Annotated in this window: 14 protein-coding genes; 9 read left to right on the plus strand and 5 right to left on the minus strand. The window is 57.9% G+C overall.

The window, feature by feature from the left end; translation table 11 throughout:
• Nucleotides 1-48 precede the first annotated feature (48 nt).
• From IEY38_RS16875 to IEY38_RS16885, 3 genes are all read right to left on the minus strand, one after another.
• The gene (locus IEY38_RS16875; protein WP_188979793.1) at nt 49-480 is read right to left on the minus strand and encodes a Zn-ribbon domain-containing OB-fold protein; all 432 of its coding nucleotides are present in this window, start codon (nt 478-480) and stop codon (nt 49-51) included.
• A gap of 32 nt (nt 481-512) precedes the next feature.
• Nucleotides 513-1,682, minus strand: coding sequence for a thiolase C-terminal domain-containing protein (locus tag IEY38_RS16880; RefSeq protein WP_188979688.1), 1,170 nt, complete (start codon nt 1,680-1,682; stop codon nt 513-515).
• A gap of 239 nt (nt 1,683-1,921) precedes the next feature.
• Nucleotides 1,922-3,040 carry an oxidoreductase gene (locus IEY38_RS16885; protein WP_188979690.1) on the minus strand — a complete coding sequence of 373 codons (1,119 nt, stop codon included), beginning with the start codon at nt 3,038-3,040 and terminating at the stop codon, nt 1,922-1,924.
• Nucleotides 3,041-3,489: 449 nt separating this feature from the next.
• Between IEY38_RS16885 and IEY38_RS16890 the strand changes: the two genes are divergently transcribed.
• The 5 genes from IEY38_RS16890 (at nt 3,490) to IEY38_RS16910 (ending at nt 8,829) form a co-directional block, all read left to right on the plus strand.
• Nucleotides 3,490-4,686 carry an ABC transporter substrate-binding protein gene (locus IEY38_RS16890; RefSeq protein ID WP_188979795.1) on the plus strand — a complete coding sequence of 399 codons (1,197 nt, stop codon included), beginning with the start codon at nt 3,490-3,492 and terminating at the stop codon, nt 4,684-4,686.
• Nucleotides 4,686-5,570: a carbohydrate ABC transporter permease gene (locus tag IEY38_RS16895; protein WP_188979692.1), complete on the plus strand. Its 885-nt coding sequence runs from the start codon at nt 4,686-4,688 to the stop codon at nt 5,568-5,570. Before IEY38_RS16890 ends, IEY38_RS16895 begins: the two co-directional genes overlap by 1 nt.
• A 1-nt stretch (nt 5,571) precedes the next feature.
• Complete coding sequence (locus IEY38_RS16900) at nt 5,572-6,474, plus strand: carbohydrate ABC transporter permease (RefSeq protein WP_188979694.1); 903 nt, start codon at nt 5,572-5,574, stop codon at nt 6,472-6,474.
• A 10-nt stretch (nt 6,475-6,484) separates the two neighbouring features.
• Nucleotides 6,485-7,624, plus strand: coding sequence for an ABC transporter ATP-binding protein (locus IEY38_RS16905; protein WP_188979696.1), 1,140 nt, complete (start codon nt 6,485-6,487; stop codon nt 7,622-7,624).
• Nucleotides 7,625-7,917: 293 nt separating this feature from the next.
• Nucleotides 7,918-8,829: a glycerophosphodiester phosphodiesterase gene (locus tag IEY38_RS16910; RefSeq protein WP_188979698.1), complete on the plus strand. Its 912-nt coding sequence runs from the start codon at nt 7,918-7,920 to the stop codon at nt 8,827-8,829.
• A 53-nt stretch (nt 8,830-8,882) separates the two neighbouring features.
• Here IEY38_RS16910 and IEY38_RS16915 read toward each other — a convergent pair whose 3' ends face one another.
• On the minus strand, nt 8,883-9,674 hold the full coding sequence (locus tag IEY38_RS16915) for an HAD-IIA family hydrolase (protein WP_188979700.1): 792 nt from the start codon (nt 9,672-9,674) through the stop codon (nt 8,883-8,885).
• A gap of 121 nt (nt 9,675-9,795) precedes the next feature.
• Nucleotides 9,796-11,097, minus strand: a complete 1,302-nt coding sequence (locus IEY38_RS16920; protein WP_188853494.1) for an MgtC/SapB family protein — start codon at nt 11,095-11,097, stop codon at nt 9,796-9,798.
• A 300-nt stretch (nt 11,098-11,397) separates the two neighbouring features.
• Here IEY38_RS16920 and phnD point away from each other — a divergent pair, with 300 nt between their 5' ends.
• The 4 genes from phnD to phnE (IEY38_RS16940) are packed head-to-tail and all read left to right on the plus strand — an operon-like array spanning nt 11,398 to nt 15,022.
• Entirely contained in the window at nt 11,398-12,576 is a 1,179-nt protein-coding gene (gene phnD, locus IEY38_RS16925) for a phosphate/phosphite/phosphonate ABC transporter substrate-binding protein (RefSeq protein WP_188979703.1), read from the plus strand.
• Nucleotides 12,577-12,591: 15 nt separating this feature from the next.
• Nucleotides 12,592-13,407, plus strand: a complete 816-nt coding sequence (gene phnC / locus IEY38_RS16930) for a phosphonate ABC transporter ATP-binding protein (protein ID WP_188979705.1) — start codon at nt 12,592-12,594, stop codon at nt 13,405-13,407.
• 5 nt (nt 13,408-13,412) lie between these two features.
• Nucleotides 13,413-14,228, plus strand: coding sequence for a phosphonate ABC transporter, permease protein PhnE (gene phnE / locus IEY38_RS16935; RefSeq protein WP_188979707.1), 816 nt, complete (start codon nt 13,413-13,415; stop codon nt 14,226-14,228).
• On the plus strand, nt 14,228-15,022 hold the full coding sequence (gene phnE, locus IEY38_RS16940; protein ID WP_005538798.1) for a phosphonate ABC transporter, permease protein PhnE: 795 nt from the start codon (nt 14,228-14,230) through the stop codon (nt 15,020-15,022). Before phnE (IEY38_RS16935) ends, phnE (IEY38_RS16940) begins: the two co-directional genes overlap by 1 nt.
• Nucleotides 15,023-15,502: the final 480 nt, after the last annotated feature.

Below are 15,502 nucleotides of genomic sequence, written 5' to 3' on the forward strand. Positions count from 1 at the left end.
GCCAGGTCATCCACAACTCCCAGTCGAGTCAGAGAGTCGGCCCGTCCCTCACCGCGGTTCGAAGACGTGGACTGGCCAGTCGCTCTCGTAGTCGAGTGCGACCTCACGCTCTGTGGCCGTCGGCTCTCGTACCGTGAGTTCGACCGCGTCGCCGATAGTAACATCGGCGTAGTCGGCGGTGACTCGCCCAAGCAGGCGGCCACCGTCCGCGAGTTCCACGACGGCAACCGTGTAGGGCGCGTCCGCTGCGAACGCCGGCGGCGGCGTGTGGACCTCCGTGTACGAGAAGATCTGGCCCTCGGGGGACTGCGGTTCGACATCGACGGAGCGGCTACCACAGGCATAGCAGGCCGGTCGCGGCGGCAACAGGACCTGTCCACAGTCCACACAGACCCCGCCCAAGAGTTCACCATCGGCGAGCGCATCGAAGAATCCCGGTAGTGTCCGTGGATCGGTCGCATCGAGGTCGCTGTCAGACATTGTGCTTCCGCCGGCATCGAGGTCGCCGTCAGTCATTGTGCCTCCGCCGTCGTGAGCACGTGGCCAACGGTAACCGCATCCGCGACGCCCCCCTCGTTGAGCAACAGGGCTGTCTCGGCATCCTCGACTACCCGGTCGCCTGCGGCTCCCGTGAGTTGTTCGTAGGCTTCGAGCGCCTGCAAGAGTCCGGTCGCACCGATGGGATGACCGCGGGCCTTCAGTCCGCCGCTCGGGCTCAACTGCACGTCCGTCCAACCGTTAGCCCGCTCCGCTGGCGGCTGGTAGCTCTGATAGCCCGTTCCTGTGGGAGCGAAGCCAGCCGCTTCCGCGAGGAGCGCCTCACAGACGGTGAATGCGTCGTGGACCTCCGCGATGTCGACGGCCTCGGCGTCGATGCCTGCTTCTTCGTAGGCCGTCTCGGCGGCAATGCGAGCGCCCGCGATGTCGGTCATGTCCCGCTCGGCGACCGCGATGTTGTTCGCGGAGGCCCCGCTGCCCGCGACGCGCACCTGGGGCTGGTCGAGATCTGCCGCCATCTCGCCGGTCGTCACAAGAACGGCGGCGGCACCATCCCCGACCGGCGCACAGTCGTAGAGCTTCAGCGGCGGAGCGACGGGGTCCGATTCCAGCACGGTCGCCACGTCGATTTCTTTCGGGAACTGCGCTCGGGGATTGCGAGCGGCGTTGGCGTGGTTCTTCACTGCAATCTCGGCAAGATCGCGTTCCGTGGCATCGGTCTCGTGGAGATAACGCTGACCGAGTAGTGCGTACTGGCTGGGTGCGGTGATGCCAGAACGTTGCTCGATGGCGCGGTCGAACGCCGCCGAGAGTGCATCCGTCGCGCCGCTGGTGCCTGCGGACGTCATCTTCTCGACGCCACACGCGAGTACTGCCTCGTGTTCACCGTTGCGGACGTCCTTGACTGCATGACGCAGCGCGAGCGCACCCGCGGCGGCACACCCCTCGACTCGCTCTGCGGGGACGTGACGGAGGCCGGCCCACTCGGCCAGCAGCGTCCCCTGCATAATCTGGTGTTCGTAGCTCTCCGACTGGTTGCCGACGTACACCGCCTCGACAATCTCGCTAGGGTCGGGCAGTTCGTCGAACGCCTCTGCAAGGGCCACTGAGAACAGGTCGCGGCCCGGGAGGTCTGTTCGGCCGAGTGGTGAGGCACCGACCGACGCGATAACTGGCTCTGGCATCTGTACCACTCACGTCTCAACAGACCTAGTTAGTCGTTCTCATTTTATATATGATTGATATGTTTTGCTGGCTAACTACACACATCGTTTCCTGTCAGCCCGCAGGAAAGAGGCGCTCTCAGAACGGTTGTCTTCCTGATGGCACTGTTTTCAGATACGTGGCCCTGACAGCTATGGGCGCTGTGCCGAACAATTTGGCTCCCTGAAAACGAAGGAAGACTGTCTCACAGCAATTACTCTTAGTCGTCGGCCGAGGCACCGTCTGTCGGCACCTCATGCTCGGAGAGTGAAGCGGACGGAGCGAGGAACTCAGCAGGGTCAAACGCGGTCAGTTCTTCGCCGGCTTCGACTTTATCAGGCCAGTCCGGATTAGCGAGTGCGCTCCTCGCCAGCGTTACGAGGTCGGCACCGGCATCGACCTTCTCGCGTGCCGCGTCAGGCGTGCCAAGCCCGCCGTTGTCGATGACGACCGTCTCATCGTCGGCGTACTTAGCCGCGGCTTCGGCCAGCGTCGGTCCGTCGTCGCCAAACGCTGGCGTGGTCGCATCGGGTTCCGTAACGTGGATGTAGTCGGCACCAGCCGCCGACAGTTCATCGAAAAACACCGCTGCGGCGTCCTCACCTTCGGGCCACCGGTGGGTCTCGTCAAGGGCGGTCGACTGTGAGACACGGATGCCAACGACGAAATCGGCAGGTGTCGCCTCGTCAATCGCGGCGACAACCTCACGCGGATAGCGCACCCGGTTTGCGGGCTTACCGCCGTACTCGTCGTCACGCTGATTGAACTCTGCCGAGAGGAATTCGTGAAGCAGGTACCCGTTCGCACCGTGGATTTCGATACCGTCGAACCCCGCGTCGATGGCGTTCTCCGCCGAGTTGACGAACGAATCACTGATCTCGGCTAGCTCATCGACGGTAGCTGCTTTGGGCGTAGGAAATTCACCGCTCCCGCCGTAGGCTTCGGCCTTTTGTCCCTCCGGTTGCACCGCCGACGGGGCAATCGTCTGGTCCCCGTCGACATGTGGATTCCCCTGACTCTGTGCCCCGGCGTGCATCAGCTGGGCGAAAATCGGGACACCAGCGTCATGGACTGCCTCGGTAACCTGTTCCCAGGCCGCCGCCTGCGTGTCGGTTACCAGTCCGGGCTGGTTCAGATACCCTTGGCTGTATGCATCGTCAGGATACGTCCCCTCCGTAATGAGAAACGAGAAGCCGCCTTCGGCGAACCGCTGATAGTACTGTGCCATCTCCGCGGTAGCACGACCGTCGTCAGTGGCGCTCACACGTGTCATCGGTGCGAGGCCGACTCGGTTGTCTAACGACAACTCATTGAGTGTAGTTTCGTCGAACAGTGTCACGTCGACGGATAAGCGGATAACACAATTAACGGGTGGTTCAGCATATGCCGAATAGTGCCAGCCATTATCAAATATCGTCTGCTGGCGGAGCGGATGCAATTCGCTCCCCTCCGATACGGCGTGACCGGGCGGAAACTCCACAGTGCATTTCAGGGCCGACGGCCATTCACGAGCCCCCGCAACTGACAGCGCCTACTGTTCTGTCACAAGACCTTTGTATACATATTGGACAGTATAGAGAGCAATTATAATCATTCATCTTTCATGCATTGCTGGCTCCAGATATGGTTCACAGTGGTGGCGGGTACGACCATGTATCGCGGCGGTCGGTTCTGAAAGCATCGGGGACTGCACTCACGGTTGGGACCGTGGGTCTGGCCGGGTGTAGCAGTAGCAGCGGTGCCAGTGTTCGGCCGGTCGACGAGGACAGCCTCACTATCTGGCATGCTATGGGTGGGACTAACGGCGAGACGCTGCAGGGACTGGTCGACCAGTTCCAGTCCGAGACGGGCATCAAAGCCAACCTCGTTTTTCAGGACTCCTACGAGGGAGTTCTGACGAACACGCTGAGCGCACTCGATTCCGGTGAAGTCCCCGATGTCTTCCAGATCGACAGTCTGTTCGCCCAGCAGGTCCTCGATACGGATGCGGTTGAGCCCGTCGAGAACCTGCTGTCCGACGACTACCCGGTCGATGACTTCCTGCCGAACGTGACCTCGTTTTTCACCATCGATGACACGCTCACATCGATGCCGTTCAACAACTCCAACGCCATCCTCTATTACAACCGGTCGGCGTTCGAGGAAGCCGGGCTTGACCCGGACAGCCCACCGACGACACTAGAAGAAGTGCGGAGCTACTCACAGACGCTTGTCGACGAAGGCGTTACCGACGCCGGGATCACCTGGCCGAACCACGTCTGGTTCGTCGAGCATTTCTACTCCGTCGACGGGCAGACGCTACTCGACGCTGAGAACGGCCATGCCGGCCAGCCGACGACGATGCAAACTGACACCGAGACGGCCCGGTCCCTGTATGAGTGGTGGCACGAAATGGCTGACAACGGCCTGTTCAGCAACCCTGGAATCGAGGCTTGGGGGGAAGCAACGTCCACATTCCTTACCGAGAAAGCCGCTATGTTGATGACCTCGACGGCGTCTGTCACTGGTATCCGATCCGGCGCGGAGGAAAACGGGTTCGAGGTAGACAACGCGTTCTATCCGACGATTGACGGCGACCGGACTGGGCCAGTTATCGGCGGGGCTTCGTGGTTCGTCCCCTCCGGATTGCCACAGGACCGCCAGGACGACATCGGCAGCTTCCTCGAATTCATGGGCCGGCCGGAGTCACAGATCACCTGGCACAAGGGGACTGGCTACTACCCGATCCGACAGAGCGCAGTCGAGCAACTCGAAACCGACGGCTGGTTCAGCGAGAACCCGATGTACCGAACCGCGTTCGACCAGTTGACCCAGGCCGAGAACACGCCGGCGACAAAGCGGATGCTCATCGGCCCGGCTCGACAGGTTCAGACGACAATTCAGGATAAGTCAGTCGAGCTGTTCAGCGGCGAGGTCGGCGTCGACGAGGGGCTCTCCGAGCTGAAATCGGCCGTCGAAGAACAGCTTAACCGATACTACAGCTAATGTCCACGCGCGAAGTCTTCACAGACCGTCTGCAGGCCGGCGTGTTGCTGCTACCGACGATGGTTGTGTCGATGGTGTTCCTCTACTACCCGACGGTCCGTGCGGTCGGACTCAGTTTTTACCGGGCTTCGCTTGCTCGAGGTGACGTGTTCGTCGGGCTTGAGAACTACAGACGGTTAGCCGGCTCTTCGGAATATCTCCGGAGCGTGCTCATCTCGGTACTGTTCGCGGCGTGTGTTGTCGTCGGCGTGATGGCCGTTGCCCTGTGTATCTCCTTTCTCATCCACGAGATCAATGTTGGGAAGGGAGTGTATCTGGTGGCGGTTATCTGGCCGTACGCACTGCCGCCGGCTGTCGCCGGGCTGGTGTTCCTGTTCATCGCCCACCCGAACATCGGTATCTTCACGAGCTACATCGAGGCCCTCGGCGTCGATGTCAACTGGTTCAGCAACGGTCCGCAGGCGTTCGTCGTCGTGCTGATCGCGGCAGTGTGGAAGCAGGTCGGGTACAACGTCATCTTCATGACAGCCGCACTCGGTAACGTCCCCGAGTCGCTGACTGAGACCGCCGAACTCGACGGCGTCTCTCGAACGCAGCGACTGCTCCGCGTGTACGTCCCGATCATCTCGCCGACGCTTGTGTTTCTGGTCATCATGAACACGATATACGGCTTTTTCAGGACGTTCCCGATGGTCGATCTCATGACGAAAGGTGGGCCCGCCGGTGCGACAAATATCCTCATTTATGACCTCTACCGGACCGCCTTCCAGTTCTACGAGTTTGGATTCGCCTCGGCGAAGTCCGTTGTGCTGTTCATCGCTGTCGGGCTGTTGATGTACGGTCAGTTCCGCTTGAGTGACAAATACGCCTACTACGGAGGATAACATGCTCGGCTCACTCCTTACTGCGTTGACTGCCGCTGTTGAGCGCTCCCAGTCCGCGGGACGAACTACCAGTGAACGCATCCGGCGGTTCGAGACGGAGCAGCTCACGCTACACGTGCTCGCAGCGACCGTCGTGTTCCTGATCGTACTGCCAGTGTTGATCGCGGCGCTTGTCTCGACGAAGCGGGCCGGGATCGTTACCTCGATCGGCGACCTGGTACCTGGCGGCCACGCACTGTCGAACTACCGGCGTGCCCTCATCGGCCTCGAATTCTGGCGGTTCATGCTGAACTCATTCGTCATGTCTGTTGCCGTCGTCGTCGGAAAGCTGATCGTGTCGCTGCTGGCCGCGCTGGTGATCGTCTACTACAGATTTCCCTACAAGAACGCGGTGTTCCTGTTTATTCTCTTTACTCTCTTGCTCCCGGTCCCGGTCAGGTTTGTTCCACTGTATCGCCTGACGACGGAACTCGGCATGAACAACACCTTCTTCGCGATCACAGTCCCGTATCTGGCCAGTGCGACGACAGTGTTCATCCTGCGCCAGCACTTCTTATCGATTCCAGCCTCACTCGTTGAGACGGCGAAGGTCGACGGTGTCGGTCCATTGCGGTTCCTGTGGTCTGTCCTGATTCCGATGTCCCGTGCCGTTCTCGTGGGCGTGTCGGTGATTATGTTCGTTTACACGTGGAACCAGTACCTCTGGCCGCTGGTGATCATCAATGCAGAAAGCCTGCAGGTCGCACAGGTCGGCTTGAATCTGCTTCGAGGACAGGCCAGCACTGGGGAAGTCGCTTGGTCCATGGTGATGACCGGGTCGATACTGACCCTGTTGCCACCGCTGGCGCTGCTGGTGCTGTTCCGACGACAGCTGCTAGAGACATTTACGATCCAACAAAAATGAGAGGAGAGCAATGACTGACGTAACCCTACAGGACGTACGGAAAGAATTCGATGGTGTCGTCGCGGTGAAAAATATCGACCTCCAGATCCCGGATGGCGCGTTCGTGACTGTGGTCGGGCCGAGTGGCTGTGGCAAAAGCACTACACTTCGGCTGATCGCCGGGCTAGAGCAGGCCACTGAGGGGACGATTCAGATGGGCGATCAGGAAGTCACTGGCGTCGAACCGAAAGACCGCGATGTCGCGATGGTGTTCCAGAACTACGCGCTGTACCCACACATGACCGTGCGCCGGAACATCACGTTCGGCATGAAGTCAGCCGGCGACTTCAGCGACGAGGAGATCGACCGCCAGGTGGAGGAAGCTACAGCGGTGCTCGACATCGACGACTTGCTTGACCGAAAGCCCGGCGAGCTATCCGGCGGTGAACGACAGCGAGTCGCACTCGGTCGCGCTTTAGTCCGGGACCCGGAGGTGTTCCTCATGGACGAACCGCTGTCGAACCTCGACGCCAAACTCCGGATCAAGATGCGGGCCGAACTGGCGAAACTCCACAGCGAATTCGAAACCACCACCATCTATGTGACACACGACCAGACAGAGGCGATGACCCTCGGTGACCGGGTGGTGGTAATGAACGACGGTCGCATCCAGCAAGTCGACAGCCCACAGCGGCTGTACGACTACCCTGAGACTCGGTTCGTCGCGGAGTTCATTGGCGACCCCGCGATGAACATGCTCTCCGTGGACATCTCCCGTGATGGGACTGAATACGAGGCCGTCGGCCCGTCGTTCCGCATCCCGTTACCAGAGGCCGACGGCTTGGAAACAGCCGCCGGTGCGAAGGCGCTATTAGGCGTTCGGCCTGAGAGCCTTTCGGTAGCTGATTCGGCCGACCGAAGTTCCTTCCCCGCTGAGGTAACCGTCACCGAACCGCTCGGTGATAGCCTCCTGCTGGAGTGTCGGACCGGCGATCAGGAGTTCAAACTACATGCCGAACCCCGAACGGCCGTCGAACCGGGTGACCGAGTTCCGTTGACAGTTGAGACCGAGCGGCTCCACCTGTTCGATCCACAGACGGGCGAAGCCATCTATCACGCAGCGGCGGCGCAATCGCCCGAAGTAACCAGTACCGTCGATAGTACTATCTGACTTCGCGGCAGATCCGCTCCGTACTACTGGCGAGACAGGGCCGGCAAGCACAGCTCCGTCCGTCTCGTGTGCTGTCTGTCGTTTCAGCATAACTACATCCGAGATTCTACTAATATTTATACTATATACTAATATGTACTCCCAGCCAACAGCCGGTTCTGTCGCTCTGAAGTGTGAATAAACTCAAGAAAACAGAACAGTATATAGCAATATTACCGATCAATAGTTATATATAGATTGTGTAGGTAATAGGCCACGGAATGGTTCGAATACCAGACATATGCCGTCGAACTGTGCTGAAGAGTACGTCCGCTGCCGCACTCGGGTCCATTGTGGGCACTGCGGCTGGCAGGGAAAACGATCACAGCAGTACCGAACCGCCTATCGCTTCCCCACCGATCCTTGCTGCACACCGTGGCTACCGCGGTCTGTACCCGCAAAACACCATCGCCGCAGTTCAGCAGGCAGCGTACGGCGGTCCTCGCAGTCACGAGTACAATACCGATATGATGGAATGCGATATCGTGCCTGCAGGCGGGAAACCTTGGAAGGGTGAGGACTTCGAAATCGTCGTTTTCCACGACGATAAGCTAGACGACCTGACAGACGAATCCGGGTACGTCTGGGAAAACGATGCGCAGACCGTTCTGAACGCTGAAATCCGTGACAGTGGTCAGACGATCCCTCGATTAGACGAGTTCGTCGAAGCGACGCCGGACAGTATCCCGCTCGATATCGAGTGGAAGGCTGCTGGTGTCTCTCCTGACGATGACGCGTCGGAATCCGATGTTGAGACCTGGGATCCGTTCACGGCACAGGCACTCGAAGTCCTTTCTCACCACGAAAACGACGTTATCATTCAGTCGTTCCAGAAGGCCGCCCTGCAGTCCGTCCGAAACGCGGACTCCAGTATTCCGATAGCGTACCTGCTCTGGGACTCAATCGAGGACGGTCTTTCTGTCGTCCGTGATCTGGACGCGGAGTACATCCAGCCGCCGTACAATATGATCATGAACACGCCCTTCTTCAACGAGGACTACTACCTCGAAGACCCGGATTTCGCCGAGATCGATCTGGTCGAGACCGCTCACGAGGAAGGTCGGAAGGTAATCCCGTACACGATAACGACATGGCATCAGGCGGAGAAACTCGTTGAGGCCGGTGTTGACGGAATCATCGCTGACTACCCCGGCGTGCTCGACTGAACTTTTGGGGTATCGAGACCGCTGGAAACAGTTACTCCCACCTTTTTCCGGACCTACTGTCCGTTTTCTACGATCGCTGCCAGTTCTGAAAGGTCGGTCACGACGTGGTCAGCGCTCACGTCACTCTCCGCTAAGTCCGCCGTACTGGTAACGCCAGTTAGTGGCAGTACCGTCTCCATCCCGGCCTGGTTTCCCATTCTGATGTCTGTCCCGAGGCGATCACCGATCATGAGACAGCGCTCCGGCTCACTACCGAGGCGTTCCAGCGCCATCTGAAGGATTACGTTGGACGGCTTGCCGATCAACTGGTCTAATTCCTGCCCGGCTACCCCTTCTATTGCCCCGATCATCCCCGCTGCATCGGGTATCTCACCCCCATCTACCGGACACGTTCGATCCGGGTTGGTCGCAACGAACAGCGCGTCGTTTTCAGTGAGTGCGATTAGCGCATCCTGTAGGACCTGGTAATCGAAACCGAAATCAAGTGACGCGATAACGGTGCCTGCTCGCTCTGGATCGGTTGTCGTTTTCAGCCCAGCGGCGCGCAACTCCGCAACCAAGGCGTCCTCGCCGATGACGTAGATTTCGCGTTCCGGATACTGCGCGGATAGATAGTCCGCTGATGCGGTGGCGGACGTGATGATGTCATCACTGCTGCAATCGATGCCCAGTGCGTTCAGCTTCTCGCAATACTTTTCACGCCGATCAATCGGCTTGTTGGTGACGAATAGCGTCGAGAGCCCCGCCTTACGTACTGTCCGTACCCCCTCTGCAGCGTTTTCGACTAACGAATCCCCGCGATAGACTGTACCGTCGAGGTCGATAATTGCACTGGTGTATGTCATCTAGCGTCCTCCATCTCAAACGGTGATGCTTCCACAGAAGCCGCTGCTGCCGAGATCACAGGCGCTTTCTTCACTGCAGGGACCGTGGCGACCCTCGAAACACGCCGATAGCTCTGTCCGTTCATACTAATTGGATGCTGATAACCACGCCACCGATTCCGATCAGCGACAAGTAGAGTGACTTTCGTACCACCGGCGCTAGCAGTGAGCGGTTGATACTCGTTGCAAACCCGATTTTCACGAGGATACTGGAGAGCGTCCCGGCCAGCACACCCTGCGCCGCTACTGCCGGCGATATCTGCCCAGTCGACGTCAGCGTCACTGCAGTCGTTGTCGTCGTGCCGCTCGATACGATTCCGCTGAGGAAGCTCGTAATCAGGAAGCCGGCTGTTCCGAATATGCGCTGTGCTCCGGCGGTGAGAACCAAGACTGTGAGGAAGAGCAGTCCGAATTTCAGCGCGTTCGCGCTGCTAAACGGCGAGTCGAAATCCAGTTCCAGATCGCCCTCCCAGTCGCTATCGTAATATGCGAGTCCGACACCACTAATGGCGATCAGGCCCAGCGGAAGTCCAACACTGACAGCCGACTCGGGGACGAATGCAACGATGATCGCCAAATTACGGACCGCCATCGCTGCATCAGCGATCAGTATCGTTCCCACTGCGAGCTCTGTGATGCCAGTGTTGTTCTTTGCACGGCCCGCGATTTCGCCGATTACGGCGGTAGAGTTCACTAGCCCACCGAAGAAGCCAGTTACAGCGATCCCCTTGCTGCCGTATCGCTGCATCACGATATAGTTGACAAACCCGATCCCACTGACTGCAATCACGAGCATCCAGACCAGTTTCGGATCAATCGCATCCCATGGTCCGTACGTTCCGCCGGGCAGGAGCGGATACACGACAAACGAGATGATCGCAAACTCACCTGCGCTGCGTACCTCTTCTCGCGATAGCTGGTGTGCAAACTCGTGTAGCTCCCTTCGAAGGACTAGCAGGAACGACGACGTGATGCCAATAATGACGCCGATCAGAACGTGATTGGCTCCAACCAGTATGCCGACCGCGTACGCGACAAGTAGTGAAGTTGAAGTTGTCAGGGACAGGCCGAACTCCGACTCACCGTCGTCGCTGGTCCACTGTGCGACAATTCCCCTGATTCCGAGCAGTCCCCCTTGCACGAGTACCAATGCCCCGCCTGAAGCAAGTAGGATCGTCTCGTTGAGCGACATTGCGGCAGCGCCGACCAGGCTGGTCAACGTAAACGTGCGGATTCCCGCAGACTTGTTGGCCCACTCTCGTTCGAGCCCGAGCAGCATACCCAGCGCACCTGCTATAAAAAGGTGGAGTATCTCAGTATCGACAGTTATCCCCTCTATACCTCCGAAAACAGCCGTATTCGCGATTGCACTCATTACAGTCATCTTATGTTACAAACGGTGGTTCCGTCATTTTTATATAGTCTATATACTACTATATTCTATATGGAGACAAATATACTGATGGGTAATAGGTGTTGGCCTTGAGGCTCGCTTGAATATTGTCGTAGCCCCTGCGGAATTCGAAGATCGCCCTCGATTACTGCTTAGTGTCTAGTAGCATCCATATATGCTATTCTAATACTAGCTCTAGTTTCTATACGAGGAGAGTCTAAAACTCGGCTTGATTGGCTTATAGTTTTTGTCAGAATTAGACATAAATGCTTTTTAACCCAGGTTTCGCACATGTCTGTGTCGACAATGAAACAGAACCCAGTTGACCGACGATCTGTGTTGAAAATTGGCGCTACTGCGCTTGCAGCGGGCGTTGCAGGCTGTTCTCAGGAGAGTAGCCAGAGCACCGAAGCATCTGGTGGTGACAGCACTGATAGCAGTGACGGTTCCAGTAGCGGTGACGGTAGTTCCGGACAGAGTACCAACTATCCCGAGTTCGATCCGGCGAACCCGGAGTTCCCGCAGCTGATGCAGACGCTCATCGAGGCGGGGTTCGAGACGGGGTCCCTGCAGGACCTGAAAAACATGAAGGAACGCGAGAAGCCTCGCTACGGTAACCCCGTCCAGAGTACTCCGGATAATCAAGACGACCTGATTGACCCGGACCGCATCGCGTTTGCGATGACACCGACGGAGGACCCGGCAGTCTACCGGGATACGATGAAACCGCTGATGGACAACATCGCCGAAGAGACGGGGAAATCGGTCAAGTACTTCCCCCTCAACTCGTACGCGTCCCAGATTGAGGCGATGCGATCCGAACGCCTCCACGTCGCCGGTTTCTCTACTGGGCCAACGCCTTTCGCTGTGAATCTGGCCGGTGCTGTCCCGTTCTCGCTCCAGATCTCGCAGGAGGGTGACTTCGGATATCGGCTGTGGCTCGCCACACAGGCGGATAACGACGACATCTCGTCGCTTGAGGATATCAAGGGCAAACGTGTCGCACACGCCGAACCGTCGTCTAACTCCGGAAACCTCGCTCCGCGTGCGCTGTTCTCGAACCAGGGTGTCACTCCAGGCGAAGACTACGAAGTGAGCTATTCCGGCGGCCACGAACAGAGCATCCTCGGAGTGGCAAACGACGACTACGATGCTGCCCCTGTTTGTAGCACCTGTGTCACGCGTGTTGCGGAGGCGGACAACATTGATCCGACGAATCTCAAAGTCGTCTGGGCCAGCAATCCGTTCCCCACGACGAGCTTCTGTTACCGCTACAATCTAAAACCAGAAATTCAGGAAGGCATCAGGGCGGCATTCCTCGATTACGACTACTCGGACACCAAGATCGCGGAGGTCTTCGGTGGTCGCGGAAAATGGACGGAGATTGATTACGCTACGACCTACGATATCATCCTCCAGATTCAGGAGAACAACGAGATCAAGTACAACACCGAGAACATCGAAGGCTAAGAAGAGAACCGAATAATGCTCACTGTAGATAATTTGGAAAAAACGTACGACTCCGGTGATAAAGCACTCAAAGGTGTCTCATTCGAAGTCAGTGGTAACGAGATCGTTGCGATCATCGGGCCAAGCGGGGCCGGAAAAAGCACGCTCGTTCGTAGTATCAACAGATTAACCGAGCCAACTGCCGGGCGTGTCTCGCTCGATGATACAGAGGTGACTGGCCTGGATAAATCAGCCCTTCGCGATGTCCGTCGCGATATGGGAATGATCTTTCAGGAGTTCAATCTCGTCGAGCGCCTCACGGTGATGGAGAACATACTCTCCGGTCGCCTTGGCTATCTCAGTACGTGGAACGCATTCCGTCGGAACTTCCCACCAGAGGATATCAAGCGCGCACGGGAGATCCTCAGTCGGGTGAATCTAGAGGGAGTCGAGAACAACCGTGCAGATGAACTCTCCGGCGGCCAGCGACAGCGGGTTGGTATCGCCCGTGCCGTCATTCAGCGGCCGAAGATCCTGCTCGCTGACGAACCGACGAGCGCGCTGGACCCCGACACCTCCCGGGAGGTCATGAGCCTTCTGACGGACATCGCTCACGAAGACGATATCCCGATCATCATCAACATCCACGAAGTCGATTTGGCGGTCGACTACGCGGACCGGATCATCGGACTCAGTGACGGTGAGATCGTCTTTAACGGCCCACCTGACGATCTAGATCAGGCAGCCAGAGACAAAATCTATCGCGGTGGTGAATCCATTGCGGACCGCGAAGGGCCGAGTGCAGGGAGCAGCACCGACTCTGACGACGTCATTGCTGAACGAGGTGACTAATCAATATGGCTGCTGAATCTGGATCGGCCGTTGAAGGATCTTGGGAGCGCCCCACAGTCTTCTACAACAAGAAGGTCAAGTATCTCATCTACGGGCTTATCTTGTTGTTCTTCGCGTATAGCTTCTGGAACCTTCGGATCTCCCCCAGCCGATTCGTTCGAGGGATCGGAGCCGGTGTCGAACTCGTCACAAGTATGCTCCCACCAGCGTACACTCCGTCCCAGCGGGAGCTGCTCATTCAGGGCATTGTCGAGAGTATCGTGATGACGATTGTCGCCACGACAATCGGCATCATCGTCAGCGTGCCGGTCGCCATCATGGCTTCCAACAACCTCTCGCCGAAGCCAGTTTACTACGTCGGTCGCAGCATCGTTGCAGTCACGCGCTCGCTCCACGAGCTCATTGTTGCGATCATTATGGTCAAAGCGGTCGGATTCGGGCCGCTCGCTGGTGTCCTTGCCCTCGCGTTCAAAACGATCGGTTTCTTCGCGAAACTCCTTGCCGAGGAGATCGAAGATATCGATCGTGGACAGATGGAGGCGATCACTGCTGTCGGCGGGACGCCCGTCCAGACGTATCTCTACGGCGTCCTCCCACAGGTAATGCCCCGGATCATTGGGCTGTCGATTTACCGGCTCGATATCAACCTCCGTCACAGCACTGTCGTCGGGATTGTCGGAGCGGGTGGTATCGGGATCACGCTGTTGAACTCCTTCGACAAGTACGACTATCAATTCAGCATGGCGATCATCGCTGTCATCGTCGCGATTGTCATGGTCGGTGAGGGTGTCAGCGCTCTCGCCCGGAGGCGGATCCAATAATGTCAAACAGTACTGACTCCTGGAGTCGGTTCGATCGCCGTGAGCGATTGCTCCGGTTCTTTGGGCTACTGGCTGGCCTCGTCATTCTCGTCGCAGCCTGGCGCGCCATGGAAGTGAATTACGGCTACGCCGTGACTGCCCCGCGTGAGCTGGCCGATCTCTTCGGTCGGATGTATCCTCCCAATGTAGGGTACTCCCGGAAGATTGTCGGGCCGCTGCTCGAGACGATCAATATCTCGATCCTCGGCACGGCACTGGCCATCGTGATGGCGATCCCGGTCGCGTTCCTCGGTGCCAGCAACACGGCACCCAACAAGCCGGCGTACCTGCTGGGGAAGTTCATCATCTCGTTTACCCGTTCGGTCAACGTCATTATCTGGGCGCTGATCTTCGTGGTTATCTTCGGCCCTGGGGCCCTCGCTGGCGTGCTGGCGATTTCGATCAGGTCGATCGGGTTCACTGCAAAGCTAATCGCGGAAGCCATCGAGGAGATCGACCGCGGGTCTGTCGAAGCGATCACGGCAGCCGGGGCATCGCCCGTTGATGTACTCATCTACAGTATCGTTCCACAGATCAAGCCGGCGTTCATCAGCGTCGCGACGCTTCGATGGGACATCAACGTCAGAGCGTCGACGATCATCGGGTTCGTCGGTGCAGGCGGGATCGGTGTCCCGCTACAAACAGAGATCAACTACTTCAATTGGGAAGCAGTCCTGACGATACTCATCTCTATTCTGGGCCTTGTGCTCATCAGCGAAGCCATCTCAGCCTATCTGCGCAAGAAAGTAATGTAGGCGAGCAGCCACCACTCGTCGCCTATTATTATCCGCTCAACTGATTCTATAATATTGTATAATTATTGTCAAAAAACTTATACGCTTGGGGGTGTATATAGCCAGTGGGGCCAACGCCAGTGTCTGCCAACCTGGTTCCCCCCCCTTCTCCGTCTTATGAGCGCTTCTATCGACGGATTCAGCATCGTAAGGCAGGCCATTCTGCAAGGATGGATAGCGGGGTCGTTGGTGCGACCTGAATACCGAATTGGATATCCACTCAAACCGTGCTGCTCGCACCAATAGTATACGTGTACTTACGATGTATTACACCAGGGCCACGCTATACTCGAACCGATCTGTAGCCGCACCGCTGCTGGAAAGACGCGGCAGTGACGGCAGACGAACTTCTGGATACGTGTCACGAGGGGTGCATCTCCTCACGTCAGGTCAGCAAAAGAATGGTGGGCAGCCGGGGGGGGGGGGGGGGGGGGGGGGGGG

It is taken from the genome of Haloarcula sebkhae, from assembly GCF_014647415.1.
GTDB classification, from domain to species: domain Archaea; phylum Halobacteriota; class Halobacteria; order Halobacteriales; family Haloarculaceae; genus Haloarcula; species Haloarcula sebkhae.